The organism is Burkholderia cenocepacia, from assembly GCF_900446215.1.
Lineage (GTDB): Bacteria > Pseudomonadota > Gammaproteobacteria > Burkholderiales > Burkholderiaceae > Burkholderia > Burkholderia cenocepacia.
Genome location: NZ_UAQZ01000018.1, coordinates 315,044 through 339,194 on the forward strand (window position 1 = coordinate 315,044; position 24,151 = coordinate 339,194).

The following is a 24,151-nucleotide window of genomic DNA, read 5'->3' on the forward strand; positions in this document are numbered from 1 at the left end:
GCGACGGAGGCTTCGACATGCATTCGCACGGTATCGTCCTGTTCGGCCACGGCGCCCGCGACCCGCGCTGGGCCGAGCCGTTCGAGCGGCTGGCCGCGCGGCTGCGCGGCGCCGGCTCCCCTGCCGCGCAGGTGTCGCTCGCCTTCCTCGAACTGATGACGCCGTCGCTCGGTGACGCCGTGGCCGCGCAAGTCGCGGCCGGCTGCACGCGCATCACCGTGGTGCCCGTATTCTTCGGCCAGGGCGGCCATGTCCGCCGCGACCTGCCGCAGCTCGTCGACGCATGCCGCGCCGCGCATCCGGGCGTCGAGATCCGCTGCGCGACGGCCGTCGGCGAAGACGACGGCGTGCTCGACGCGGTCGCGCGCTATTGCGTCGGGCAACTCGGCGGCGACGCGTAGGCCGCGCTTTCCGCGCAGCCAAAGAAAAAGCGCTGGCGGTTGCCAGCGCTTTTTTCGTTTCGGACCGCGTTCGAGCCGCGCTCAGGCGGCATTGCGCACCGGAGCACCCGCCTGCGCCAGCCGTGCGCGTTCGGCGAATGCATCGCCGATCATCAGCAGGCTCGGTTCCGCCGGATCGAGCCACGCCTGCGCGTCGCCGGCCGCCATCTGCGCGAGCGTGAGCGTCAGCGTGCGTTCGCGCGCGGTGCTGCAGGCCTCGACGATCGCCACCGGCGTCGCGGGCGCACGGCCGGCGTCGATCAGTTCCTGCGCGATGCCGGGCGCGCTGTCGCGGCCCATGTAGTAGACGATCGAATCGGCACGCGCGGCTTCGCGGATCTCGTCGCTGCCCGGCGCGCGGCTGTGCGTCGCGAACGCGACGCTGCGCGACACGCCGCGCAACGTGAGCGAACGCTTGAGCGTCGCCGCGCCGGCCAGCGCCGCGGTGATGCCCGGCACGACCTCGTAGTCGATGCCGGCCGCCTCGAGCGCGCGCATTTCCTCTTCGGCGCGGCCGAACAGCATCGGATCGCCACCCTTCAGCCGCACGACGCACGCGTGCTCGCGCGCCGCGTCGACGATCTGCTTGTTGATGAAATGCTGCGCGGTCGAGCGCTGCCCGCAGCGCTTGCCGACCGCGATCTTGCGCGCGTTCGGCGCATAGTCGAGCATCGCGGGCTCGACGAGCGCGTCGTGCAGCACGACGTCGGCCTGCTCGAGCAGCCGCATGCCGCGCACCGTGATGAGGTCCGCGGCGCCCGGCCCTGCTCCGATCAGATACACCTTGCCCATGTTTGTCGCTTCGTTAGGGTCCTGCCGCGGCGGCCGGTTCGCCGCCGCGCCGATTGACGATTACGCCGAGAACGCGCGGATCATGCCCGCGGCGACCGTGTGGTGGGTCGCCTCGTCGATCAGCACGAACGCGCCCGTACCGGGATGCGCATCGTAGGTGTCGCAGACGATCGGCTTCTGCAGCGTCAGCGCCACGCGGCCGATGTCGTTCATCTTCAGTTCCTGACGGTCGGTCGCGTGCGACAGCGTATGCACGTCGAGCACCTGCTTGACCGCGCCGATCTTCGCGAACACCGTGCTGGTGGTCTGCTTCAGCAGGTACTTGCGCTGCGGCGACAGCGGCGCCTCGTCGAACCAGCACAGGTCGGCCTCGAGCTTCTTGGCCGGCTCGACCGGCTCGGCGGTCGTGACGAGCATGTCGCCGCGCGACACGTCGACATCCTGTTCGAGACGGATCGTCACGGTCTGGCCCGCGAACGCGTGCGCAACCGCCGCGGTGCCGCCGGGCACCGGCGCGACGATCTCGGCCACCGTCGCGGTGCGGTTCGACGGCAGCACGACGATCTCGTCGCCGACCTTCACTTCGCCCGACTCGATCCGGCCCATGTAGCCGCGGAAATCGTCGGCCGAGCTGCCGTCCTGGCGCGCGACCCACTGCACCGGGAAGCGCAGCGCGTCATGCGCCTGCGTCTCGACCGGCAGCGATTCGAGCACGTCGAGGAGCGGCTCGCCCGCGTACCACGGCATGCGCTCGCTCGCGCCGACGATGTTGTCGCCCTTGAGCGCCGACACCGGCACGAAGCGCACGTCGGTCAGGCCGAGTTGCTTCGCGAGCGCGACGTACGCGTCGCGGATCTCGTTGAAGCGCGCCTCGCTGTAGTCGACGAGGTCCATCTTGTTGATCGCGACGATCACGTGCTGCAACCCGAGCAGCTTGACGATCGCGCTGTGGCGCTTGGTCTGCGGCAGGAGTTGCACGACGCCGTTCTCGACCGTGATGCGCGTCGCGTCGACCAGGATGATCGCCGCGTGCGCGGTCGACGCGCCCGTCACCATGTTGCGCGTGTACTGCTCGTGGCCCGGCGTGTCGGCGATGATGAACTTGCGCTTCGCGGTCGCGAAGTAGCGGTACGCGACGTCGATCGTGATGCCCTGCTCGCGCTCGGCTTCCAGACCGTCCGTCAGCAGCGCGAGGTCCAGTTCGTCGCCGACCGTGCGCTTGTTCTTCGCGCGCGACAGCGCGGACAGCTGATCGGACAGCACGGCCTTGCTGTCGTACAGCAGGCGGCCGATCAGCGTGCTCTTGCCGTCGTCGACGCTGCCCGCGGTGATGAAGCGCAACACGCCGAGGTCTTCGGTGTTCTCGATGATGCTCATGATGTGAATGTCCTCGTGTGCTTCAGAAATAACCTTGCTTCTTGCGCTGTTCCATCGCGGCTTCGGAGGCCTGATCGTCCATCCGGGTCGCGCCGCGCTCGGTGATCTCGGTCACCGCCGTCTCGGCGATGATCTTCTCGACGTCGTCCGCGTCGCTCTCGACCGGGCACGTGCAGCTGATGTCGCCGACCGTGCGGAAGCGCACCTGCGCCAGCTCGCTCGTCTCGCCGTCACGCATCGGCGTGAGCGGCGTGACCGGCACGAGCAGCCCGTTGCGGCGCACGATCTCGCGCTGGTGCGCGTAGTAGATCGACGGCAATTCGAGGTTCTCGCGCGCGATGTACTGCCACACGTCGAGCTCGGTCCAGTTCGAGATCGGGAACACGCGCAGGTGCTCGCCCTTGTGCAGGCGGGCGTTGTACAGGCTCCACAGCTCCGGGCGCTGCGCCTTCGGGTCCCACTGGCCGAATTCGTCACGGAACGAGAAGATGCGCTCCTTCGCGCGCGCCTTCTCTTCGTCGCGGCGCGCGCCGCCGATCAGCGCCGTGTAACCGTGCTGCTCGATCGTTTCCAGCAGCGTGACGGCCTGCGCGGCGTTGCGCGAATCGGTTTCGCGGCGCAGCACGACCGTGCCGCGCTTGATCGAATCCTCGACGTGGCCGACCACCAGCTCGGCGCCGAGCTCTTGCGCACGGCGGTCGCGGAAGTCGATCACTTCCTCGTAGTTGTGGCCCGTGTCGATGTGCACGAGCGGGAACGGCAGCGTCGTCTTGCGGTTCGCGCCGAGGCCGAACGCCTTCAGCGCGAGGTGCAGCACGACGACCGAGTCCTTGCCGCCCGAGAACAGCAGTGCCGGCTTGCTGCATTCGGCAACCAGTTCGCGCAGGATGTGGATCGACTCGGCTTCGAGCCAGTCGAGGTGGCCCATGCGGCTGTCGGCGCCGGTGGGCGGGGCAAAGGCGGATTGCTCGAGCGTCGTGCTCATGATTTCAGTCCTTCTCTTCTGGGTTCGTGCCGCCCGCTGTCGCGGGCGACGCAATATTCAGTTTCTTGTCGGCTTTCAGTGCGCGGCGCCGGCTTCGGCATTCGCGGGAATCGGCGTGATCGTCGTGATGTGCAGCCCGCATTCCTTCGTGTCGCGCGACTCCCACCACCAGCGGCCCGCGCGGCTGTCCTCGCCGGGGCGGATCGCACGCGTACACGGCTCGCAGCCGATGCTCGGGTAGCCGCGCGCATGCAGCGGATTGACCGGCACGTCAAACGCCTTAAGGTACGCCCACACGTCGGCTTCCGTCCAGTCGGCGAGCGGGTTGTACTTCGCGATCCCGCGCGCTTCGTCCTGTTCTTCCTCGTGCAGCTCCGCGCGCGTGACCGACTGCTCGCGGCGCTGGCCCGTCACCCACGCGCCGACGTCGGCCAGCGCACGGTTCAGCGGCTCGACCTTGCGGATGTGGCAGCACGACTTGCGCAGCTCGACGCTCTCGTAGAACGCATTCAGGCCGTGCTCGGCAACGTACCGGTCGACCGCGTCCTGCTGCGGATGGAACTGCTCGATCTCGTAGCCGTAGCGCTCGCGCACCCGGTCGATCATGCCGAGCGTTTCCGCGTGCAGGCGGCCCGTGTTCAGCGAGAAGATGCCGATCGGCACGCCCTTCGACAGGATCGCGTGCGTGAGCAGCATGTCTTCCGCGGCGAGGCTGCTCGCGAACTTCACCTTGTCGTGACGCTCGCCGATCTGCGCGAGCAGCGCGTCGAGGCGCTCGACCTTCGCGGCGAGTTCCGGCGTCAGCGCGGTGGCGGTCGCGGTGCTCATGCGTTCACCTTGGCGTCGGACGCGGCCTCGCGGCGGCGGAACAGCGGCGCCGGCTCGTCGAATGCGCCCTGGTAACGCTGCGTGAATTCGGTGAACGCATTCAGCGCGTCGTGGATGTCCTTGTCGGCACGCACCGCGAACGCGTCGAAGCCGCAACGCGACATGTACAGCAACTGGTCGCGCAGCACGTCGCCGATCGCGCGCAGCTCGCCGGTCCAGCCATGACGCTCGCGCAGCAGGCGCGCGATGCTGTAGCCGCGGCCGTCCGCGAAGCGCGGGAAATCCACCGCGATCAGCGAGATCGCGTCGAAGTCGGCCACGAGATCGGCCGGCTCGCTGTCCGGCGCGAGCCACACGCCGAGTTCGTCCTTCGTCTTCGCGGCGACGAGCGCGGCACGCTCGGCCTGCCACAACGCGAACGGCACCAGCACCTTGCCGGCCGGCAACGCGTCGACCGCGGGCAGCGCACCGTCTTCCGCCGCGCGCATGACCTGCCATGCATCGTCGATCACTGCGCGGTTCTTGATAATCGAAGCCATCTGCAAATTCCTTCTACCCGGTTGGTTACGCGTTCACTGCCTGGCGCGCCGCATACACGCGCTCCTTGAACGGCGCGATGCCGATGCGGTCGTACGTGTCGACGAAGCGCTCGCCGTCGAGGCGCGCCTCGACGAACGTATCGATCAGCTTCGCGATCACGTCGGGCACTTCCTCGGCCGAGAACGACGGCCCGATCACGCGGCCGAGGCGCGCGCCGTTCTGGCCCGTGCCCTGCTCGCCGCCGAGCGACACCTGGTACCACTCGGCGCCGTCCTTGTCGACGCCGAGGATGCCGATGTTGCCGACGTGGTGGTGACCGCACGAGTTCATGCAACCGGAAATGTTCAGCGACAGTTCGCCGAGGTCGTACACGTAGTCGAGATCGTCGAAACGCTGCTGGATCGCCAGCGCGATCGGGATCGACTTCGCGTTCGCGAGCGAGCAGAAGTCGCCGCCCGGGCACGCGATGATGTCGGTCAGCAGGCCGATGTTCGGCGTCGCGAAACCGGCCGCCTTCGCCTTTTCCCACAGCGCGAACAGGTCGCGCTTCTTCACGTTCGCGAGAATCAGGTTCTGCTCGTGCGACACGCGCAGCTCGCCGTACGAGTACGCGTCGGCCCAGTCGGCGACCAGATCCATCTGCGCGTCGGTCGCATCGCCCGGCGCCACGCGGTGATCCTTCAGCGACAGCGTGACGGCTGCGTAACCGGGCACCTTGTGCGGCGCGACGTTACGCTCGACCCAGCGCGCGAACGCCTTGTTCTCGAGCAGGTGCTGTTCGAACGACGCGTCGGTGTCGGCCAGCTTCTCGTAGACCGGCGGCTTGAAGTACTGCGACACGCGATCGAGCTCGGCCTGCGTGAGCGTCGACGGGCCGTCCTTCAGGTGCTGCCATTCTTCCTCGACCTGCTGCGCGAACTTCGCCGGCGACAGCGCCTTCACGAGGATCTTGATCCGCGCCTTGTACAGGTTGTCGCGGCGGCCGTAACGGTTGTACACGCGCAGCACGGCTTCGCAGTACGTGAGCAGGTGCTGCCACGGCAGGTCTTCCTTGATCACCGCGCCGATGATCGGCGTACGGCCGAGGCCGCCGCCCGCGAGGATGCTCGCGACCACTTCGCCCTGCGCGTTCTTCTTCAGGTACACGCCGAGGTCGTGGATCTGCACGGCCGCACGGTCACGCTTCGAGCCCGACACCGCGATCTTGAACTTGCGCGGCAGCCACGCGAATTCGGGGTGGAACGTCGACCACTGGCGCAGGATCTCGGCCCACGGGCGCGGATCGATCTCTTCGTCCTGCGCGACGCCGGCGAACTGGTCGGCCGTGATGTTGCGGATGCAGTTGCCCGACGTCTGGATCGCGTGCATCTGCACCGACGCGAGCTTCGCGAGGATCTCGGGCGTCTCTTCGAGCTGCACCCAGTTGAACTGGATGTTCGAGCGCGTCGAGAAATGGCCGTAGCCGCGGTCGTGTTCGCGGGCGATGCGCGCCAGCATCCGGAGCTGGTCGCTGCGCAGGTTGCCGTACGGAATCGCGATGCGGTGCATGTACGCGTGGCGCTGCATGTACAGGCCGTTCTGCAGACGCAGCGGACGGAATTCGTCTTCGCTCAACTCGCCCGACAGCCGGCGGCGCACCTGATCGCGGTACTGCGCGACTCGCTCGTCGACGATCGTCTGGTCGTATTGGTCGTACTGATACATTCGGGGACCCCAGGGTTTTCGTGGTGACCGCGCGACGTCCTAGCCACGTCGCGCCCGAATCTCCGTTCCGCCGCACCGCCGCATCCGCTGCCGGCTGGATTGCTAATGACGAAAACAGATATCCATATTTGAAAAACTCCGGTGAATCGTAATAAACTCGCCTTATATTTCAAACGACTAAAAAATTCTGTTGATATGCGGAAGGGTTATAAATGAACCTGCACCAATTTCGCTTCGTGCGCGAGGCCGTCCGGCAGAATTTCAACCTCACCGAGGCCGCCAAGGCGCTCTACACGTCGCAACCGGGGGTATCGAAGGCGATCATCGAGCTCGAGGACGAGCTGGGCGTCGAGATCTTCACGCGGCACGGCAAGCGCGTGCGCTCGCTCACCGAGCCGGGCCGGATCATCCTCGCGTCGGTCGAGCGGATTCTTCAGGAGGTTGAAAGCCTCAAAAGGGTCGGGAAGGATTATGCGGCGCAGGACCAGGGCAACCTGACCATCGCGGCGACCCACACGCAGGCCCGCTACTCGCTGCCGGCCGCGATCGCCGAGTTCAAGAAGCGCTTCCCGAAGGTGCACCTGTCGATCCTGCAAGGCAGCCCGACGCAGGTGGCCGAGATGGTGATCCACGACCAGGCCGATCTCGCGATCGCGACCGAGGCGATCTCCGACTACAAGGAACTCGTGTCGCTGCCCTGCTTCCAGTGGCACCACGCGGCCGTCGTGCCGGCCGACCACCCGCTGCTCGAACGCAAGCCGGTCACGCTGGACGATCTCGCGCAGTACCCGCTGATCACGTACGACGACGCGTTCGCTGGCCGCAAGAAGATCAACCATGCGTTCGCGCTGCGCGGGCTGTCGCCGGACATCGTGCTCGAGGCGATCGACGCCGACGTGATCAAGACCTATGTCGAGCTCGGCCTCGGCGTCGGCATCATGGCCGACATCGCGTTCAACCCCGAGCGCGACCGCGGCCTGCGGCTGATTCCGGTCGGCCACCTGTTCGGCAGCAACGTGACGCGCGTCGCGCTCAAGCAGGGCGCCTACCTGCGCAGCTATGTGTATACGCTCGTCGAACTGCTGTCGCCGACGCTGAACCGCAAGCTGATCGAGCAGGCGCTCAAGGGCGAAGCCGAATCGTACGAGCTTTGACGGACAGGTATGAACACGGGGGCGCGCATTGCGCCCCTTTTCGTTGCCCGACGGAGATGGAGATTCCCGCATGACGCGTCCCGCCCTGTTGCGCCGCACCCGCCTCGCCACCGGCGCCGCCCTCGTGCTGGCATGCGCGGCCGCGCATGCCGACCTGAAGGTCGGCGTCGACCTGTCGTCGACCGGCCCGGCCGCCGCGATCGGCATCACGAGCAAGAACGCGATCCTGATGTGGCCGAAGACGATTGCCGGACAGCCCGTGCAGGTCACGGTGCTCGACGACGCATCCGACCCGGGCGCCGCGGTGCGCAACATCCGCAAGCTGGTCGACGAGGATCACGTCGACGTCGTGGTCGGCCCGAACATCACGCCGGCCGCGCTCGCGGCGCTCGACGCGGTGGCCGCCGCGCAGACGCCGATGATCACGCTGGTCGGCTCCGGCTCGATCGTCGAGCCGCAGGAAGGCGCGCGGACCTGGGCGTTCAAGATGGCGCAGAGCGACCGCGCGATGGCCGACGTGATGACGCGCTACATGGCCAACCACGGCGTGAAGACGGTCGGCTTCATCGGCTTCGCGGACAGCTACGGCGACAGCTGGCTCAACGAATTCACGCGCTTCGCGGACCTGCGCAAGATCCGCGTGATCGCGACCGAGCGCTTCAACCGCACCGACGCGAGCGTCACGGGCCAGGCGCTGAAGCTGATCGCGGCGAAGCCCGACGCGATCCTGATCGCCGGCGCGGGCACGCCGACCGTGCTGCCGCAGCGCACGCTGATCGAGCGCGGCTACAAGGGGCCGATCTACCAGACGCACGGGATCGCGACGCCGGAATTCATCAAGCTTGGCGGCAAGGACGTCGACGGGACGCTGTTCCCGACCCAGCCGGTGGTCGTCGCGCGCACGCTGCCGGCCGACCACCCGGCCCGCCAGGCCGCGCTCGCGTTCGTCGATGCGTACGAGGCGAAGTACGGCGCCGGCACCGTCACGCAGTTCGCGGGCGATGCGGCGGGCGTGTACCCGCGCCTCGCCGACGCGGTCGGCCGCGCGCTGAAAGCCGCGCAGCCCGGCACGCCGGCGTTTCGCGCGGCGCTGCGCCGCGAGCTGGAACGCGCGCATGAGCTGGTCGTACCGAACGGCGTCGTCAACACGAGCGACAAGGATCATGTGGGGCTCGATCAGCGCGCGAGCGTGATGGGGATCGTGAAACAGGGCCGCTTCGTCTACCTGAGCCAGTAATGTGCGTGCCGGGCATCGGCGCAGCTTGCCCGGCATCCGGATTTCCGCCATAATCCGCGTTTCGCCGCGCACCACCGCATGCGCGGCCAGGATCAAGCCCAGGTGGTGAAATTGGTAGACGCAGGGGACTCAAAATCCCCCGCCGCAAGGCGTGCCGGTTCGATTCCGGCCCTGGGCACCAGTATTTCGCAGCGTCACGCGCTGCATCTGTCGAAACCCGCGCAAGCTGCCGCTTCGCGGGTTTTTTATTTTTGCCGCGCGTTCCGCCCCGCACCGGGCGACCGACGGTGGCCTGCCGCCGATCTCCCTCCCACGATACGCTCAGACCGTCAACTCGCGGACGAAGTCGAGAAACACCCGCACCTTCGCGGCCACGAGGTTCGACGCGTGGTGATACGCGTAGAGCGGAAATGTCTCGTCCGTCCACTCCGGCAGCAGCAGGACCAGTTTCCCGTCGGCAACGATGTCCCGCGCGTAGAGTTCCAGCAATTGCGCGATGCCCGCGCCACCGACGCACGCGCCGAGCAGGCCGCCCGTATCGTTGACCATCAATCGTCCACCGGCATCGAACGGCACCACCTCCTTGCCCCGATGAAATTCCCATTCGTACGGCCGCCCCGTTACCGGGTCGCGGATCAGCACGCAACGATGCCCGTGCGCGAGATCGCGCGGATGACGCGGTTCGCCGTGACGCTCGACATAGGCCGCCGATGCGCAGGTCAGCACGCGCGTCTCGAGCAGTAGCCGCGCACGGTATGACGACGGCTCGGGCACGCCGAAGCGCACGGCCACGTCGAATCCGTCGGCGACGAGGTCGCCCATCCGGTCGCGCACGCTGATCTCGACGGACAGGTCGGGAAAGCGGTCGAGAAACTCCGCCATCCTCGGCGCCAGCACGTAGTGGCCGAACGTGCCGTCCACGTTGACCCGCAGCCGCCCCCTGACGCGTGCCTTCGATCGGCCGGCGTCGATCGCCGCGTCCTCGATGCCGGCCAGCAGCGGCGCGACCGCCTCGTAGAAGCGCCGCCCTTCGTCGGTCAACGTGATCGCGCGCGCCGTCCGGTTGAAGATCCGGATGCCGACCCGCTCTTCCAGCCGCGCGACGGCACGGCTCACCGCCGGCTGCGTCAGGCCCATCGCCTCCCCGGCACGCGCGAAGGTGCCCGCCTCGATCACCGCCGAGAGCACGCCGATTCCGCTCAGAAGCCTGCTGTCGAATGCCATAAGACATACTTTCAGTCATGTATTGACTGAGCATTATTCATTATTTTTATTGATCGCAGAAGCCTACATTTGTCCCTGTCGCCGGATCGAACGGCATTCATCCATTCACCAGGAGCAGGACATGAACACATCGGAACAGGTCGCCCTCGTCACGGGTTCGTCGCGCGGCATCGGCGCGGAAATCGCCCGCCAACTCGCCCGGGACGGCTTCCGGGTCGTCGTCAACTATGCCGGCAGCGCCGGCCCGGCCCGCGAAGTGGTCGACGCGATCGTGGCCGACGGCGGCCATGCCGTCGCGGTGCAGGCGAACGTCGCCGACCCGGCGGCCGTGGCCGCGCTGTTCGACGCCGCCCGCGACGCATTCGGCGGTCTGGATGTGGTGGTCAATTCCGCGGGCGTGATGAAGCTCGCGACCATCGCCGACTGCGACGATGCGCTCTTCGACGAAACGTTCGCCATCAACGTGAAGGGCACCTTCAACGTCTGCCGCGAAGCGGCAAAGCGGGTGCGCGACGGCGGACGCATCATCAACCTGTCGACCAGCGTGATCGGCATGCGCATGCCGACTTACGGCGTGTACGTCGCCAGCAAGGCAGCGGTCGAAAGCCTCACGCAAGTGCTCGCGCAGGAAATGCGCGGGCGCGGCGTCCGCGTGAATGCCGTCGCGCCGGGACCGGTCGCGACCGAGTTGTTCCTGCAGGGCAAGAGCCCGGAACTCGTCGACCGGCTCGCGAAGCTGAACCCGCTCGAGCGGCTCGGCCAGCCAGACGACATCGCGCGCGTCGTCGCGTTCCTCGCCGGCCCGGACGGTGCGTGGATCAACGGCCAGATCCTGCGCGCCAACGGCGGCATGTGCTGACGGCCGCTCGCTGCCACCCTCTCTTTCCGCCAGGAGATCGCTCATGAAGGAAGTCGTCCTCGTCACCGGCGCGTCCAGCGGCTTCGGCTTGCTGACGGCCCAGGCGCTCGCCCGCGCCGGTCACACGGTCTACGCGTCGATGCGCGAGAGCGCCGGGCGCAACGCGCCGCGCGCCGCCGCCGTCGCGGCCTATGCGCAAGAACACGGCGTCGACCTGCGCAGCCTCGAACTCGACGTCGGCGACGATGCGTCGGTCGACGCCGCCATCGAGCGCGTGATCGCCGACCACGGCCGTCTGGACGTCGTCGTCCACAACGCCGGCCACATGGTGTTCGGGCCGGCCGAAGCGTTCACGCCCGAACAGCTTGCGCAGCTCTACGACGTCAATGTCGTGTCGACCCAACGCGTGAACCGCGCGGCGCTGCCGCACCTGCGCGGCCAGCGCCGCGGCCTGCTCGTCTGGGTATCGTCCTCGTCGGCGCGCGGCGGCACCCCGCCGTTCCTCGCGCCCTACTTCGCCGCAAAGGCCGCGATGGATTCGCTCGCCGTGTCCTACGCCGCCGAACTCGCCCGCTGGGGCATCGAAACGTCGATCGTCGTGCCGGGCGCGTTCACCCGGGGCACGAATCACTTCCTCCATGCGGGCAAGCCGGCCGATACCGCCGTGCAGGCCGCCTACGACAGCGGGCCGTACGGGGGCGTCGCCGATCAGGCGTTGCGCGGTCTCGCCGCGCTCGAACCGGCGGACGCCGACGCGGGCGCCGTCGCCACGGCGATTGCCGAGCTCGTCGCGGCGCCGGCCGGCAAGCGCCCCTACCGCGTGTTCGTCGATCCGTCGCAGGACGGCGCCGAGGAAGTGTTCCGCGTCGGCGATCGCATCCGCCGCGAGATGTTCAGGAACATCGGGCTCGCCGACCTGCTCGCGCCGCGCGCCGGCGGTTGATCCTTCGCGCGCCGGGCCGGCCGGCGCGCGTCACCCGCGCCCGCAGAACCGGAGAATCGCGTCCGCGACCGCCGCCGCGGATTCACGCTGCGGGAAGTGCCCGATTCCGTCGAGCACCTGCCGCTCGTAGCGCCCGGAGAAGAACCGCTCGCGCCCGGACGAGCTGTCCGGATGATTGCAGGTGTCCGCGCCGCCGTGCAGCACGAGCGTCGGCACCGCCAGCACGGGCGCCGGGTTCAGCCGCGCGTCGTCGTCGGCATAGGCCGGCGTGCCCGGCGCGAAGCCCCAGCGCTGCCGGTACGAATGCAGCACGACGTCGATCCAGTCGGGTCCGTCGAACGCAACGGCCGCCGCGTCGAAATCGCCGTCGCGATACCAGCCCGGCGGCGACCACGTATCCCACATCAGGCGCGCGAACGCACGGCGGTCGTCGCGCAGCGCCTGCTCGCCGCGCGGCGTCGCCATGAACCAGTGATACCAGTAGTTGCGCGCCTGCTGCAGCGACAGCGGCTGAGCGGGATCGTTGGTGCCGTACCCGACCGACAGCATCACGAGGTGCGACGCGACACCGTCGCGCAACCCGCACGCGTTCGCGGCCGCGCGGGCGCCCCAGTCGTGCCCGACCAGCAGCGGCCGCTCGATGCCGAGCGCATCGACGAATTCGAGCAGGTCGCGCCCGAGCGCCGCGAGCTGGCCGCTGCGCGGCACGGACGCGTCGCGAAAGCGCGTCGGCGCGAAGCCGCGCAACGCGGGCGCGAGCACGCGGTAGCCGCGTGCGGCGAGCGCCGCGGCCACCGCTTCCCAGCCGACCGGGCTGTCCGGCCAGCCGTGCAGCAGCACGGCCGCGCGTTCGCCGCGCGGGTTCCATTCCAGATAGGCAATATCGAGCGACGCGGTGGCCGCATGCGCATAGGTCGTCATCGTGTACTCCGTGAGGTCAGCCTGAACCTACGATGGTAGGCCGGTCTTTCATCACGATTCACGGAGTATCATGATTCATTCCTCATATTTCGCGTCGAATCGATCCATGGAACCGCCGACCGATCCCGCGTCGACCGCGCTCGACATCGCACTGCTGCGCACCTTTCTCGAAGTCGTCGACCGCCGCGGGTTCGCGCCGGCCGCCGAGCGCCTTGCGCTGACGCCGTCCGCCGTCAGCGGCCACATCAAGCGGCTCGAACAGGCCGCCGGCACCGTGCTGCTGGCGCGCACGACGCGCCGTATCGCGCTCACGCCGGCCGGCGACACGCTGTACGCCTACGCGCGCAACATCGTCGACATGGAGCGGGAGGTGCGCGCGCGGCTGCGCGGCGCGCCGGCGCACGGACCGTTGCGGGTGGGCGCGTCGGAGGACTTCGCCGGCGCGTGGCTGCCGCACGTGTTGCGCACGTTCCGCGACCGCCACCCGCACACGTCGATCGAGCTGAAGGTCGGGATCACCGCGTCGCTGCTGCGCGAGCAGATGCTCGGCCGGCTCGACGTCGTATTCGGCAAGCAGTGCCGGCAGGTCGACGCGCCGGGCGAGCTGCTGTGGGAAGAGCCGCTCGTGTGGGCGTTCGCAGCGGACCGCCCGCTCGACGCAGGCGGCGAAGTGCCGCTCGCGCTGTTTCCGCAGCCGTGCGTCTATCGGGAAGCCGCCGTCGCGGCGCTCGCCGCCGCGCTGCGGCCGTTTCGCGTACTGTTCGAAAGCGGCAGCATGGCCGGTTGCGTGTCGGCCGCGCTCGCCGGCTTCGCGGTCACCGCGCTGGCGCGCAGCCAGCTGCGCGACGGCTTGCGCGAATGCGGGCCGCAGGACGGCTTGCCGGCGCTGCCGGCCGCGCGCTTCCATGCGTTCGCGGCGAAACCGGACGGCCCCGGCGCGGCGTTGATCGAGGCCGTGCGGGACATCGGGCGCGACCGGCGGTTCGCCACGCAGCCCGACTGAAGAGCCGCGCGCGCCGGCCTGCCGGTCAGTCGCCGTCCGAACTCGCTGCTTCGCCGGTCCCCGTCAGCGCATCGGCCATCAGTTCCCCGAACCATTCGATGAACGCATTGAGCCGCCTCGACCGGTGCCGGCGGTGCGGATACACGGCCGACACGTCCATCGGCTCGGCGCGATGGCCGGGCATCACGTCGACGAGCGCGCCGCTTGCCAGCAGATGCTCGACGTCGAAGCGCGGAATCTGGATCAGCCCCATGCCCGCGATGCAGCTGGCGATATAGGTTTCGGCGTTGTTGACGATCACGCGGCTCGGCAGCGTCAGCACGCGCCGCTGCCCGTCCGCGCAGTATTCCCAGCCGAGTTCGCGCCCCGTCGTCGGGGACGCATAGCCGATCGCCCAGTGCCCGTGCGCGAGCGCGTCCGGATGCTCGGGCACGCCGCACTCGCGCAGGTAGTCGGGGCTCGCGCAGTTGATCAGCGTGAACTGCCCGAGCGGCCGCACGACGAGGCTGCTGTCCGCGAGCCGCCCGACGCGAATCGCGCAATCGACGCCCTCCTGCACGAGGTCGATCGAGCGGTCCGTGGAGCCGAGCGACAGCTGCAGCTTCGGATAGCGGCGAAACAGCGACGGCAGCGCGGGCGCCACGACGCGCCGCGCGATCCGGCTCGGCACGTCGACGTTCAGCCGCCCGACCACGTCGTGGTCGCGGCGCCGAAACAGGCGGTCGAGTTCATCGGCCTCCGCGAGCAGGCGCCGACCGCGCTCCAGCAGCAGCGCGCCGTCGGCAGTCAATTGCACCTGGCGCGTCGTACGGTGCAACAGACGCGTGCCGAGCGCCGTCTCCAGTTGCTGGACGGCCGCCGACACGGTCGCGCGCGGCGCGTCGAGCGCATGCGCGGCCTTGATGAAGCTGCCCATCTCGGCAACCTGCAGGAAGATCCTGACCTGATCCAGCTTGTCCATCGGCGGGAAACCCGGGTTCGAACGACGGTCACCGCCGGCCGCCGCGCATCGCGACCGGCTTCGGCGGCACAGAGAAAACGGGCGCGCGGCCTCGTGGCTGCGCGCCCGTCCATTGTCCACGCAAACGCGCCAGTGCGGTGCGCCGCGCGGCCCGCGAGCGGCCCGGTTACTTGGTCGTGTAGCCGCCGTTGATCAGGATCGTCTGGCCGGTGATCCACCAGCCGTCGGTCACCAGATGGCGGATGAACGGGACGACGTCCTCGATGTCGGTCAGCCCCGTCTTGCTGAACGGCGACAGCGCGGCGGCCGTCTTGTGATACGCGACCGCGTCGGCGCCTTCGGCCGGATAGAAGAACGGCGTGTCCATCGGGCCCGGCCCGACGGCCGTCACCGAGATCCCGCGCGCGCCGTACTCCTTCGACGCCGCGCGCGTGAAGTGCTCGACCGGCGCCTTCGACCCTTCGTACGCCGCGTAGAACGGCGTGAACGCGCCGAGCAGCGACGTCACGAGCGTGACGAGCTTGCCGTGATCCTCGAGATGCCGGCCTGCTTCCTTGATGAAGAAGAACGCCGACTTGCTGTTGACCGCGAACATCTCGTCGTACTCGGCCTCGCTGATCTCGGTGAACGGCTTCTTCAGCACCTTGCCGACCGTGTTGATCGCGATGTCGATCTTGCCGAAGCGCTGCTTCGCGTCGTCGAACAGCTTCTCGACCGCGGCGGCCGTCGTCAGGTCCGCCTGGAACGTCGCGGCTTCCGCGCCAGCCGCACGGACCGCCGCGGCGGTCTCCTCGGCCTGCGCCTGCGATGCCGCGCTGTTGTAGTGAATCGCCACCGCCTTCGCGCCGTGGCCCGCCAGGTCCCGGGCGATCAGGCCACCGAGATTCTTTGCCCCGCCTGCGATCAGGACGACCTTGTCTGCGAGCGTATGAGTTGCCACGGTTGACTCCTTTTTTCGTTGGACGAAGCTAGGAGTGTAGGCATCCGCGCCCGCTCGATCAGCCGGCTGCGGCTGGATGGATTATCCAGAAAACCGATCCAATCCGAGCCGCGCAATGTGGCGTGCCGCACCGACGGCGGCGCCGGATTCCGGTATGCCAATGCGCGAGCGCCGGCCGACTCAGCGCGCGTACAGCGCCGCGTCGATCTTGCCGAGCAGCCACTGCATGCCGGCCAGGTGCTGCTGATCGTGGCTGCACAGGTAATGGACCAGCCCGCGCACGGTCAGCGAACCGTAGCCGTCGAACTCGCCGGTACGCGCGAACTGTTCGGGCGTGAGGCGCGACAGCAGCGCTAGCGTCTCGCGTCGTGCGTCGCGAATCGCCGCGAGCACGTCGGACGCATACGCGTCGTCGTAGCGCCGCTCGATCGCGAGTGCGTCGCCGTCGATCGAGACCAGCAGCGGCCGGTCTTCGTCGAGCATGCGTCGCAGCCGTACGTGATAGCCGTCGATCTCGATGTCGCGCACATGGCAGAGTTGCCCGAGCGGCGAGAAATGCTCGCTCGGCATGCCGGACCAGTCGTCGGGGGTCCAGCGCGCATAGCCGTCGGGCACGGCCGCGAAATGCGCTTCGAGCTGACGGGGAAAATCGGCGAGTGCGTCGAGCGTCGTCGGATTCATGCGGGAGACTCCCTGTCGGATGAAGGCGGGCGGCAACCTTGGCACGGACCTGCCGCCGCCGTTGCGTCACTTCACGCTGAAGCCGTACGCGCCCTGCGTGCGATGCCCGTCGGTCGCGACGGCCACCCACTTCACCGTGTACGCGCCCGTACCGGGCGCCGCGAGCGGCACCGTGATCCGCTTGCGGTTCGACGCGTCGATGCGTGCGCGGCCGTCCGACACCGTCTTGCCGGCGCCGTCGACGACGACGATCGAGCTGAATGCCGGCTCCAGCGGCTCGGTGAAGTCGATCGTGACGGCGGCCGGTGCGGCAGCCAGCGCCGCGCCCGCCGCCGGGTCGCTGTGCGCGAGATGCGCGTGCGCGAACGCGGCCGACGAAACGGTTGCGGCCACGATGACGGCGGCAACGTGTCGGCCGACCGGGAACGAATCGAAAGGCATGGACTTTCCGTGAAGAATGAACGGGGCGCCGCGCACCGCGCAGCGTTCCGGCAGCTTACCAGCGCACGCGCGTTCATGCCGGCCGGGCGCCGGTGCTTGATAGAATGCGCGCGCTATGGATCTCGAAAGCATTCTCTACACCCAGGGCTTCGGCTCGCGTCGCCAGTGCCGCGGCCTGATCGAAGCCGGCCGCGTCGCCGTCGCGGGCGCCGCCGCGACCGACCCGGACGCCGCGTTCGACACCGACGGCCTCGTGTTCTCGGTCGACGATGCGGCATGGCCGTTCCATGCGCGTGCGTATCTCGCGCTCAACAAGCCGGCCGGCTACGAGTGTTCGCGCGATCCGCAGCACCATGCGAGCGTGTTCAGCCTGCTGCCCGCGCCGCTCGTCGCGCGCGGCGTGCAGTGCGTCGGCCGGCTCGACCAGGACACGACCGGCCTGCTGCTGCTGTCCGACGACGGCCAGTTCGTGCACGCGTACACGTCGCCGAAGCGCAAGGTGCCGAAGACCTACGTCGCGACCGTGCGCCACCCGCTCGACGACACGCAACTGCACGCGCTGCGCACCGGCGTGCAACTGCACGGCGAGCCGAAGCCGATCGCGGCCGTCGCGGCCGACGCCCGCGCCCCGCACGCGCTCGCGCTGACCGTCCTCGAAGGCAAGTACCACCAGGTCAAGCGGATGGTCGCCGCGGCGAGCAACCGCGTCGAATTGCTGCATCGCGAAAGCATCGGCGGCTTCACGCTGCCGGCCGACCTCGCGCCCGGCGCATGGCGCTGGCTCGACGAAGCCGACCTTGCCGCACTGCGCAATCCCGTCAAAACCCTGTAAGGGAAAATCCGCACGACCGTTCGGTGTCCGGCCGCCTCTTTGCCGCAGGTTCCCCCGCTATACTGAAATCACAAGCTGCAAGAGCAGCGATGCAGGGGAGACATCATGAACATCGACCATTCTTTCGAACTGTCGTCCGTGATGATCGCGTTCGCGATCATCGGCGTCATCGTGATCGGCGGCCTGCTGGCCGCGATGCATCTGAAGCACAAATATCACCCGAACCTGATCGGCGCGCTGATCGGTGCGCTGCTGTGCTTCCTGCTGATCGAGGCGTTACCGGCGCTCACCTGACGCGCTGCCCGGCGCGAGCGTTTGAAGGAAATCGTCTACGGTCGGATAGCGCAACGTCACGCACAATTCGGCCTTGAGCCGTGCGTTGGACAGGCGCCGCGACTCGCGCATGAACGACAGCAGCGTCGGCTCGAGCAGACGCTCGGCGTCCGCGCGGCTGACGCGCGGCGGCCTCGGCAGGCCGAGCACCTGCGCGACCCGGTCGAAATACTCTCCCATCCGCAGTTCCGTGTCGTCCGACGCGTGCACGACGCGCGCCGGCTTGCCGCGCACGGCCGCACGACGCAGGATCGCCGCGAGATCGTCCGCGTGGATGTGGTTCGTGTACACGTCGTCGGCCGGCTCGAGCGCCGGCGTGCCGCGCTCGAGCCGCGCGACCGGCAGGCGGTTCGCCGCGTAGATGCCGGGGATGCGCACGATGCGCGCGGACAGCACGCCGCGCACCGTCGCCGCACGCAGTTGCCGCTCGGCCGACACGCGCCGGAACGCGCGCGGATTCGCCGGGCGCAGCGGCTGCGTTTCGTCGATGCGCGCACCGCCGCAGTCGCCGTAGACGCCCGTCGTACTGGCGTAGACGAGCGTCGGCGCGCGAAGACCGTCGGGTACAATACGCGCTGCCCGAACGGGCGCGCCGGCCTGTCGGGCCGCGGTGCGCAGCGTTCGGAGCCGGCCGACCGCCGGGGCCGGCGGTGCCGCCGGCCGACGCGCGGGCATGGACGTTGCGGCGATCAGCGCACGCGTGCGCCGGTCGTCGCGGCCGTCGGATGGCGGCGGCGCGAGATGCAGGATCGTGCGGGCGAGGCCCGCGAGACGGCCGAGCGTCGCCGGGCGATCGAGGTCGCCGACGATCGGCGTCGCGCCCGCGCCGCGCAGTTCGTCGCGGCGGGCCGGGTGGCTCGTCAGCGCGAGGATGCGCAGATTGCGGCGCGCGTCACGCCATTGCGCGACGCAGCGCATGCCGACGTCGCCGCAGCCGACGATCAGTACGCGCGGCCGGCGCAGGATTCGTGTCGCGATCATGTTGGTTGCGAAATCAGTAGCCGCCGTTGCGCGACGCGCAGCGGTTTTGCATTGTAGCTGCCGTGCGCGACATGCACGGTCCCCCCATTTTGTTCTAGTTTGGTTCTATGGCATTCAACGTCACTCTCAAGCAAAGCGGCCGGCAATTCCAGGTCGAGTCGGACGAAACCGTGCTGGCGGCCGCGCTGCGCCAGAACGTCCATCTGCCGTACGGCTGCAAGAACGGCGCGTGCGGCTCCTGCAAGGGCCAGATCGTGTCGGGCCAGATCGAACAGGGCCCGCACGCCGCGTCGGCGCTGTCCAACGACGAACGCACGCGCGGCCTGGCGCTGCTGTGCTGCTCGAAGGCGCAATGCGACCTCGAGATCGACGTGCGCGAGATCGCCGGCGTCGACGGCGTGCAGGTCAAGAAGCTGCCGTGCCGGATCGCCGCGCTCGAACGCAAGGCGGACGACGTGATGGTCGTGAAGCTGCAGTTGCCCGCCAACGAACGCCTGCAGTACCTCGCGGGCCAGTACGTCGAATTCATCCTGAAGGACGGCTCGCGCCGCAGCTACTCGATGGCGAACGCGCCGCACGAGGAAGGCCCGATCGAGCTGCACATCCGCCACATGCCGGGCGGCAAGTTCACCGACCACGTGTTCGGTGCGATGAAGGAGCGCGACATCCTGCGCTTCGAAGGCCCGCTCGGCACGTTCTTCCTGCGCGAAGACTCCGACAAGCCGATCGTGCTGCTCGCGTCGGGCACCGGCTTCGCGCCGATCAAGGCGATCATCGAGCATGTGAAGCATTCGGGCATCACGCGCCCGATGACGCTTTACTGGGGCGCGCGCCGCAAGAAGGACATCTACCTCGCCGAGCTCGCCGAGCAGTGGGCGCGCGAGATCCCGAACTTCAAGTACGTGCCGGTGCTTTCCGAGCCGGACGACGCCGACCAGTGGACGGGCCGCACCGGCTTCGTCCATCGCGCGGTGATCGAGGATCTGCCCGACCTGTCCGGCCACCAGGTGTACGCGTGCGGCGCGCCGGTGATGGTCGAATCCGCGCAGCGCGACTTCACGCAGCACCACGCGCTGTCGGCCGACGAGTTCTACGCGGACTCGTTCACGAGCGCCGCCGATCTCGCGCATCCGGTCTGAACACCGGGCGCGACCGCACCCCGCCGTGCGCCGCCGCGTCACATCCGTGGCATCGCGGCGGTTTACAGTGGGGCGCGGGATGCCTTATGCTTGCGCACATGAACCGCTTCCTGTCCGCTCTCCGACGTCGCCGCTCGCCGCTCCGCCCGGATGCCGCCGGCTCGTCACGGACTCGCGCGTAACCCTCCTCCGCTTCATCGGTTACGCACAAGCTGTTCGACCCACCAGCCACGGCCTTCCGTGGCTTTTTTATTGCCCGTTTCCCTTTCAACGCCCGCTGGAGTCTGCTGCCATGCCCCTGAACGATTATCCGATCGACTCGCTGATGTACATCACGAACCGCCCCGACATCGTGTTTACGCACGGCAAGGGTTCGTGGCTCTACGATCACACGGGCAAGCGCTATCTGGACTTCATCCAGGGCTGGGCCGTCAACAGCCTCGGCCACTGCAACGACGGCATCGTCGAGGCGCTGAAGACGCAGGCCGACAAGCTGCTGAACCCGTCGCCGGCGTTCTACAACGAGCCGATGGCGAAGCTCGCGGGCCTGCTCACGCAGCACAGCGTGTTCGACAAGGTGTTCTTCACGAACAGCGGCGCGGAAGCGAACGAAGGCGCGATCAAGCTCGCGCGCAAGTGGGGCCGCAAGTTCAAGAACGGCGCATACGAGATCATCACGTTCGACCACAGCTTCCACGGCCGCACGCTCGCGACGATGTCGGCCAGCGGCAAGCCGGGCTGGGACACGATCTACGCACCGCAGGTGCCGGGCTTCCCGAAGGCCGAGCTGAACAACATCGCGTCGGTCGAGAAGCTGATCACCGACAAGACCGTCGCCGTGATGCTCGAACCGATCCAGGGCGAAGGCGGCGTGATTCCGGCGACGCGCGAATTCATGCAGGCGCTGCGCGCGCTGACGAAGCAGCACAACCTGCTGCTGATCGTCGACGAAGTGCAGAGCGGCTGTGGCCGCGCGGGCACGCTGTTCGCGTACGAGCTGTCCGGCATCGAGCCGGACGTCATGACGCTCGCGAAGGGCATCGGCGGCGGCGCACCGCTCGGCGCGCTGCTGTCGAAGGCCGACGTCGCGGTGTTCGAGGCCGGCGACCAGGGCGGTACGTACAACGGCAACCCGCTGATGACGGCGGTCGGCTATTCGGTGATCTCGCAGCTCGTCGCGCCCGGCTTCCTCGAAGGCGTGCGTGCGCGCAGCGAATACCTGAAGCGCAAGCTGCTCGAACTGTCGGAGGAGCGCGGCTTCGAGGGCGAACGCGGTGAAGGCCTGCTGCGCGCGCTGCTGCTCGGCAAGGACATCGGCCCGCAAATCGTCGAGAAGGCGCGCGACATGCAGCCCGACGGCCTGCTGCTGAACGCCGCACGCCCGAACCTGCTGCGCTTCATGCCCGCGCTGAACGTGACGACCGAAGAAATCGACCAGATGATGGCGATGCTGCGGTCGATCCTCGACACGCTGTAAGGAGACCGCCGCGATGGATGCCGCCGCCGATGCTGTCGCTATCCGCCCGTTCGAACGCGCCGACACCGATGCCGTGCTCGCGGTATGGCGCGACGCGTTCCCGCACTACGACGAAGCCGGTGCGCCGCCGCACCGCGATCCGCTGCGATCGATCGAGCTGAAGCTCGCGACCCAGCCGGAACTGTTCTTCGTCGCGACCAGCGGCGCGCGGGTCGTCGGCACGCTGATGGCCGGTTTCGACGGACATCGCGGCTGGCTCTACTCGTTCGGCGTCGCGAACGACGCGCGCCGGCTCGGCGTCGGCCGCGCGCTGATCGCGCATGCGGAAAGCGCGCTCGCCGCGCGCGGCTGCCTGAAGATCAACCTGCAGGTGCTGCCCGGCAACGACGACGCATGCCGCTTCTATGCGGCGCTCGGCTATCGCGTCGAGGAACGCATCTCGTTCGGCAAGACGCTGCCGGCCGCGTAAGACCGCCGCCGGCCGATTCAGCGCGTGATCGGCCCCGCGCCCGGCAGCGGATTGCCGAGCACGTCGGTCGGCACGGCCTGCTGCTCGAACGCCGCGAAATACGCGGCCCACTGCGATTCGCTCACGCGCACCAGCAGCGCGCCGTCCTGCCACACGTCGTTGTGGTCGTTGTGGTCGTCGCCCGCGCGATGCAGGTAGTGCGGGCCCGTCGAGCCCTGGTTCATGTGCGTGTCGTGGATGCCGTTGCCTTGCGCATAGGTGCGTCCGAACACGACGACGTCGAGGCCCTGCGACTGCGCGGCGCTCACCAGCCGCAGCAGCGACGGGATCGGCTCCGGATGCTCGGTGCCGTCCATCACCGCGCTCGCGCGCCACGCGCCCGTCTCGTTCAGGATGTCGCTGCGCAGGTAGTCGAGCGCGGGCAGCGCGGTCTGCGCCGTCAGATCGGTATAGCCTTCGGCCGCGGCGGCGAGCGTCTGCGTGACCGGATGGTGGAAATCGTAGACGAGCTTGTAGTTCAGCAGGTCGTCCGCGTCGTTGGTGCCGACGTTGATCGCGACATCCCAGTCGCCCGCCGGCAGCGCCAGCGTCAGGTGAACGTGATACTGGATCTCGCTGCCGTGCGGCGAGCCCTTCAGCTTCGCCACCGACGTCACCTTCGCCTTCACGAAACCGTAGTCCAGACTCATGCGTGTTCTCCGTGTCCCGATGGGTCATCGATGCTACGCAGCCCGTGTGTCGGTTTGCCGACGGCCGGCCGCGGTGTCGCCGGCACGCGATGCAGCCTGCGCAGTGCAACAGTCGAATGGAGTCGCCTTTGCGCGCACAGTTCGACGCGAATCGCGCACGACGAAAAAAAGCCGTCACGGTTTCTGAACTGAACCCCAAAAGTTGGACGCCAACTTTTGGGTTTTTTTCATGGCGAGATATACCGAGCAGTTCAAGCTATCGGTAGTGAAGCGGTGCATCGGGGGGGAAGCCATACGCGCGGTGGCGCGAACGCATGGCTTGAGTCACTCGACGGTTTCCCAGTGGTACGCCACATACCAGGCTCATGGTAAGGACGGCGTGCGTAGGAAGTACAACTCATACGATGTGGCGTTCAGGCTCAAAGTTGTTCAGCACATGCGCGAGCATGGCGTGTCGAGCAAGGAAGCGGCGGCGCGGTTCAATATTCGCAATCCGAGCGCGGTGCTCGAATGGGCTCGCCGCTATGATGATGGTGGTTTGACTGCCCTCGCGCCGAGGCCCAAAGGCCGCCGCCCAACCGCAATGCCAAAAACACCGCCTGCTCAGCCTCTGAACCCTACCGATGGCACGGATACCCGTACCCGCGAGGACCTGCTTCAGGAACTGAACTACCTGCGCATGGAGAACGCGTATCTAAAAAAGCTGAGGGCCTTGGTTCAGGCGCAGGCTGTACCGCGCAAAAAGCGCAAATAGTGCTTGAGCTAAGGCAACAATTCCCGCTGGCTGGCTTGCTCCGGGTGGCCGGACTGGCTCGCAGCACGTTTTATTACCAGTGCAAGGCGCTGGCCGCTCCCGATCGACATGCGAGTGTGAAAGCGAAAATTCGAGCACTGTTCGAGCAGCACAAGGGGCGCTATGGCTATCGACGCATCACGCTGGCGCTGCGCCGTCTGGGGCAGATGATTAACCACAAGACGGTTGCACGCCTGATGCGCAAGATGCAGTTGAAGTCCTGCGTGCGGGTCAAGAAGTACCGTGCGTATAGGGGCAACACGTGCAAGACGGCCCCGCATCTGCTCCAGCGCCAGTTCCATGCCGCCCGTCCGAACGAGAAGTGGGTTACCGACATCACCGAGTTCAGCGTAGGTGGCCAAAGCTGTATCTGTCACCAGTGCTGGATCTGTACAACGGGGAGATCAT

Annotated in this window: 25 protein-coding genes, 1 tRNA gene and 1 pseudogene; 13 read left to right on the forward strand and 14 right to left on the reverse strand. The window is 68.0% G+C overall.

Annotation, left to right across the window (positions count from 1 at the left end; all coding sequences use genetic code 11):
- The first annotated feature begins 17 nt into the window (after window positions 1-17).
- Window positions 18-401: a sirohydrochlorin chelatase gene (locus DTA15_RS38045; RefSeq protein WP_006484798.1), complete on the forward strand. Its 384-nt coding sequence runs from the start codon at window positions 18-20 to the stop codon at window positions 399-401.
- 81 nt (window positions 402-482) lie between these two features.
- On the opposite strand, the gene cobA is transcribed toward DTA15_RS38045, so the two are convergent.
- The 6 genes from cobA to DTA15_RS38075 all read right to left on the reverse strand — a co-directional run bounded on the left by cobA (window position 483) and on the right by DTA15_RS38075 (window position 6,666).
- Entirely contained in the window at window positions 483-1,232 is a 750-nt protein-coding gene (gene cobA, locus DTA15_RS38050) for a uroporphyrinogen-III C-methyltransferase (protein WP_006484807.1), read from the reverse strand.
- A 60-nt stretch (window positions 1,233-1,292) separates the two neighbouring features.
- A complete protein-coding gene (locus DTA15_RS38055; RefSeq protein ID WP_006484806.1) occupies window positions 1,293-2,609 on the reverse strand; it encodes a sulfate adenylyltransferase subunit 1 in 1,317 nt (438 codons plus the stop codon).
- Between the two features lie 22 nt (window positions 2,610-2,631).
- Entirely contained in the window at window positions 2,632-3,594 is a 963-nt protein-coding gene (gene cysD, locus DTA15_RS38060; RefSeq protein WP_006478076.1) for a sulfate adenylyltransferase subunit CysD, read from the reverse strand.
- A 75-nt stretch (window positions 3,595-3,669) separates the two neighbouring features.
- The gene (locus tag DTA15_RS38065; protein ID WP_006484803.1) at window positions 3,670-4,422 is read right to left on the reverse strand and encodes a phosphoadenylyl-sulfate reductase; all 753 of its coding nucleotides are present in this window, start codon (window positions 4,420-4,422) and stop codon (window positions 3,670-3,672) included.
- Window positions 4,419-4,961 (reverse strand): DUF934 domain-containing protein, encoded by a 543-nt coding sequence (locus tag DTA15_RS38070; protein ID WP_006484805.1) that lies wholly within the window; start codon window positions 4,959-4,961, stop codon window positions 4,419-4,421. The genes DTA15_RS38065 and DTA15_RS38070 overlap by 4 nt, the downstream gene beginning before the upstream one ends.
- A 25-nt stretch (window positions 4,962-4,986) precedes the next feature.
- On the reverse strand, window positions 4,987-6,666 hold the full coding sequence (locus DTA15_RS38075) for a nitrite/sulfite reductase (protein WP_006484802.1): 1,680 nt from the start codon (window positions 6,664-6,666) through the stop codon (window positions 4,987-4,989).
- A gap of 212 nt (window positions 6,667-6,878) precedes the next feature.
- Here DTA15_RS38075 and DTA15_RS38080 point away from each other — a divergent pair, with 212 nt between their 5' ends.
- From DTA15_RS38080 to DTA15_RS38090, 3 genes are all read left to right on the forward strand, one after another.
- On the forward strand, window positions 6,879-7,820 hold the full coding sequence (locus tag DTA15_RS38080) for a CysB family HTH-type transcriptional regulator (protein WP_006478072.1): 942 nt from the start codon (window positions 6,879-6,881) through the stop codon (window positions 7,818-7,820).
- 70 nt (window positions 7,821-7,890) lie between these two features.
- Window positions 7,891-9,057 (forward strand): ABC transporter substrate-binding protein, encoded by a 1,167-nt coding sequence (locus DTA15_RS38085; protein ID WP_006492726.1) that lies wholly within the window; start codon window positions 7,891-7,893, stop codon window positions 9,055-9,057.
- 96 nt (window positions 9,058-9,153) lie between these two features.
- Window positions 9,154-9,238: transfer RNA gene (locus DTA15_RS38090), tRNA-Leu, on the forward strand.
- A 140-nt stretch (window positions 9,239-9,378) separates the two neighbouring features.
- On the opposite strand, the gene DTA15_RS38095 is transcribed toward DTA15_RS38090, so the two are convergent.
- The gene (locus DTA15_RS38095; protein WP_006482979.1) at window positions 9,379-10,281 is read right to left on the reverse strand and encodes a LysR family transcriptional regulator; all 903 of its coding nucleotides are present in this window, start codon (window positions 10,279-10,281) and stop codon (window positions 9,379-9,381) included.
- Window positions 10,282-10,402: 121 nt separating this feature from the next.
- On the opposite strand from DTA15_RS38095, the gene DTA15_RS38100 reads away from it, so the two are divergent.
- Both DTA15_RS38100 and DTA15_RS38105 read left to right on the forward strand, forming a co-directional pair.
- Entirely contained in the window at window positions 10,403-11,140 is a 738-nt protein-coding gene (locus tag DTA15_RS38100) for an SDR family oxidoreductase (RefSeq protein ID WP_006482981.1), read from the forward strand.
- A 43-nt stretch (window positions 11,141-11,183) separates the two neighbouring features.
- On the forward strand, window positions 11,184-12,083 hold the full coding sequence (locus DTA15_RS38105; RefSeq protein ID WP_006482977.1) for an SDR family oxidoreductase: 900 nt from the start codon (window positions 11,184-11,186) through the stop codon (window positions 12,081-12,083).
- A gap of 30 nt (window positions 12,084-12,113) precedes the next feature.
- Here the strand turns inward: DTA15_RS38105 and DTA15_RS38110 are convergent, their stop codons facing one another.
- Window positions 12,114-13,004 carry an alpha/beta fold hydrolase gene (locus tag DTA15_RS38110; protein ID WP_006492722.1) on the reverse strand — a complete coding sequence of 297 codons (891 nt, stop codon included), beginning with the start codon at window positions 13,002-13,004 and terminating at the stop codon, window positions 12,114-12,116.
- Between the two features lie 106 nt (window positions 13,005-13,110).
- On the opposite strand from DTA15_RS38110, the gene DTA15_RS38115 reads away from it, so the two are divergent.
- Window positions 13,111-14,007: a LysR family transcriptional regulator gene (locus tag DTA15_RS38115; protein ID WP_034178368.1), complete on the forward strand. Its 897-nt coding sequence runs from the start codon at window positions 13,111-13,113 to the stop codon at window positions 14,005-14,007.
- Between the two features lie 25 nt (window positions 14,008-14,032).
- Here the strand turns inward: DTA15_RS38115 and DTA15_RS38120 are convergent, their stop codons facing one another.
- The 4 genes from DTA15_RS38120 to copC form a co-directional block, all read right to left on the reverse strand.
- Window positions 14,033-14,968, reverse strand: coding sequence for a LysR family transcriptional regulator (locus DTA15_RS38120; protein ID WP_006482774.1), 936 nt, complete (start codon window positions 14,966-14,968; stop codon window positions 14,033-14,035).
- A 166-nt stretch (window positions 14,969-15,134) separates the two neighbouring features.
- Entirely contained in the window at window positions 15,135-15,908 is a 774-nt protein-coding gene (locus DTA15_RS38125; protein ID WP_006478064.1) for an SDR family oxidoreductase, read from the reverse strand.
- Between the two features lie 180 nt (window positions 15,909-16,088).
- A complete protein-coding gene (locus DTA15_RS38130) occupies window positions 16,089-16,589 on the reverse strand; it encodes a DinB family protein (RefSeq protein ID WP_006482771.1) in 501 nt (166 codons plus the stop codon).
- A gap of 66 nt (window positions 16,590-16,655) precedes the next feature.
- Window positions 16,656-17,030: a copper homeostasis periplasmic binding protein CopC gene (gene copC / locus DTA15_RS38135; protein WP_006482777.1), complete on the reverse strand. Its 375-nt coding sequence runs from the start codon at window positions 17,028-17,030 to the stop codon at window positions 16,656-16,658.
- Between the two features lie 115 nt (window positions 17,031-17,145).
- Between copC and DTA15_RS38140 the strand changes: the two genes are divergently transcribed.
- Both DTA15_RS38140 and DTA15_RS38145 read left to right on the forward strand, forming a co-directional pair.
- Window positions 17,146-17,862, forward strand: coding sequence for a 16S rRNA pseudouridine(516) synthase (locus DTA15_RS38140; protein ID WP_006482773.1), 717 nt, complete (start codon window positions 17,146-17,148; stop codon window positions 17,860-17,862).
- 105 nt (window positions 17,863-17,967) lie between these two features.
- Window positions 17,968-18,156 (forward strand): hypothetical protein, encoded by a 189-nt coding sequence (locus DTA15_RS38145; RefSeq protein WP_006482776.1) that lies wholly within the window; start codon window positions 17,968-17,970, stop codon window positions 18,154-18,156.
- On the opposite strand, the gene DTA15_RS38150 is transcribed toward DTA15_RS38145, so the two are convergent.
- A complete protein-coding gene (locus DTA15_RS38150) occupies window positions 18,139-19,176 on the reverse strand; it encodes an NAD-dependent epimerase/dehydratase family protein (protein ID WP_012492821.1) in 1,038 nt (345 codons plus the stop codon). The genes DTA15_RS38145 and DTA15_RS38150 overlap by 18 nt on opposite strands.
- A gap of 107 nt (window positions 19,177-19,283) precedes the next feature.
- Here DTA15_RS38150 and DTA15_RS38155 point away from each other — a divergent pair, with 107 nt between their 5' ends.
- From DTA15_RS38155 to DTA15_RS38165, 3 genes are all read left to right on the forward strand, one after another.
- Window positions 19,284-20,315, forward strand: coding sequence for a CDP-6-deoxy-delta-3,4-glucoseen reductase (locus DTA15_RS38155; protein ID WP_006488970.1), 1,032 nt, complete (start codon window positions 19,284-19,286; stop codon window positions 20,313-20,315).
- Window positions 20,316-20,607: 292 nt separating this feature from the next.
- Window positions 20,608-21,792 carry an acetylornithine transaminase gene (locus DTA15_RS38160; protein ID WP_006488944.1) on the forward strand — a complete coding sequence of 395 codons (1,185 nt, stop codon included), beginning with the start codon at window positions 20,608-20,610 and terminating at the stop codon, window positions 21,790-21,792.
- A gap of 13 nt (window positions 21,793-21,805) precedes the next feature.
- Window positions 21,806-22,261 carry a GNAT family acetyltransferase gene (locus DTA15_RS38165; protein ID WP_006488959.1) on the forward strand — a complete coding sequence of 152 codons (456 nt, stop codon included), beginning with the start codon at window positions 21,806-21,808 and terminating at the stop codon, window positions 22,259-22,261.
- A gap of 17 nt (window positions 22,262-22,278) precedes the next feature.
- On the opposite strand, the gene DTA15_RS38170 is transcribed toward DTA15_RS38165, so the two are convergent.
- A complete protein-coding gene (locus DTA15_RS38170) occupies window positions 22,279-22,950 on the reverse strand; it encodes a DUF2278 family protein (RefSeq protein WP_006488939.1) in 672 nt (223 codons plus the stop codon).
- 229 nt (window positions 22,951-23,179) lie between these two features.
- On the opposite strand from DTA15_RS38170, the pseudogene DTA15_RS38175 reads away from it, so the two are divergent.
- A pseudogene (locus DTA15_RS38175) lies at window positions 23,180-24,151 on the forward strand (IS3-like element ISBcen9 family transposase); the annotation flags it as partial.

Coding starts and splice junctions, on each gene's coding strand:
- DTA15_RS38170 (WP_006488939.1), bottom strand. CDS start 22,950: ATGAGTCTGGACTACGGTTTCGTGAAGGCGAAGGTGACGTCGGTGGCG.
- DTA15_RS38130 (WP_006482771.1), bottom strand. CDS start 16,589: ATGAATCCGACGACGCTCGACGCACTCGCCGATTTTCCCCGTCAGCTC.
- DTA15_RS38065 (WP_006484803.1), bottom strand. CDS start 4,422: ATGAGCACCGCGACCGCCACCGCGCTGACGCCGGAACTCGCCGCGAAG.
- DTA15_RS38055 (WP_006484806.1), bottom strand. CDS start 2,609: ATGAGCATCATCGAGAACACCGAAGACCTCGGCGTGTTGCGCTTCATC.
- DTA15_RS38155 (WP_006488970.1), top strand. CDS start 19,284: ATGGCATTCAACGTCACTCTCAAGCAAAGCGGCCGGCAATTCCAGGTC.
- copC (WP_006482777.1), bottom strand. CDS start 17,030: ATGCCTTTCGATTCGTTCCCGGTCGGCCGACACGTTGCCGCCGTCATC.
- DTA15_RS38095 (WP_006482979.1), bottom strand. CDS start 10,281: ATGGCATTCGACAGCAGGCTTCTGAGCGGAATCGGCGTGCTCTCGGCG.
- DTA15_RS38140 (WP_006482773.1), top strand. CDS start 17,146: ATGGATCTCGAAAGCATTCTCTACACCCAGGGCTTCGGCTCGCGTCGC.
- DTA15_RS38160 (WP_006488944.1), top strand. CDS start 20,608: ATGCCCCTGAACGATTATCCGATCGACTCGCTGATGTACATCACGAAC.
- DTA15_RS38150 (WP_012492821.1), bottom strand. CDS start 19,176: ATGATCGCGACACGAATCCTGCGCCGGCCGCGCGTACTGATCGTCGGC.
- cobA (WP_006484807.1), bottom strand. CDS start 1,232: ATGGGCAAGGTGTATCTGATCGGAGCAGGGCCGGGCGCCGCGGACCTC.
- DTA15_RS38100 (WP_006482981.1), top strand. CDS start 10,403: ATGAACACATCGGAACAGGTCGCCCTCGTCACGGGTTCGTCGCGCGGC.
- DTA15_RS38070 (WP_006484805.1), bottom strand. CDS start 4,961: ATGGCTTCGATTATCAAGAACCGCGCAGTGATCGACGATGCATGGCAG.
- DTA15_RS38075 (WP_006484802.1), bottom strand. CDS start 6,666: ATGTATCAGTACGACCAATACGACCAGACGATCGTCGACGAGCGAGTC.
- DTA15_RS38110 (WP_006492722.1), bottom strand. CDS start 13,004: ATGACGACCTATGCGCATGCGGCCACCGCGTCGCTCGATATTGCCTAT.
- DTA15_RS38085 (WP_006492726.1), top strand. CDS start 7,891: ATGACGCGTCCCGCCCTGTTGCGCCGCACCCGCCTCGCCACCGGCGCC.
- cysD (WP_006478076.1), bottom strand. CDS start 3,594: ATGAGCACGACGCTCGAGCAATCCGCCTTTGCCCCGCCCACCGGCGCC.
- DTA15_RS38145 (WP_006482776.1), top strand. CDS start 17,968: ATGAACATCGACCATTCTTTCGAACTGTCGTCCGTGATGATCGCGTTC.
- DTA15_RS38105 (WP_006482977.1), top strand. CDS start 11,184: ATGAAGGAAGTCGTCCTCGTCACCGGCGCGTCCAGCGGCTTCGGCTTG.
- DTA15_RS38080 (WP_006478072.1), top strand. CDS start 6,879: ATGAACCTGCACCAATTTCGCTTCGTGCGCGAGGCCGTCCGGCAGAAT.
- DTA15_RS38115 (WP_034178368.1), top strand. CDS start 13,111: ATGGAACCGCCGACCGATCCCGCGTCGACCGCGCTCGACATCGCACTG.
- DTA15_RS38165 (WP_006488959.1), top strand. CDS start 21,806: ATGGATGCCGCCGCCGATGCTGTCGCTATCCGCCCGTTCGAACGCGCC.
- DTA15_RS38045 (WP_006484798.1), top strand. CDS start 18: ATGCATTCGCACGGTATCGTCCTGTTCGGCCACGGCGCCCGCGACCCG.
- DTA15_RS38120 (WP_006482774.1), bottom strand. CDS start 14,968: ATGGACAAGCTGGATCAGGTCAGGATCTTCCTGCAGGTTGCCGAGATG.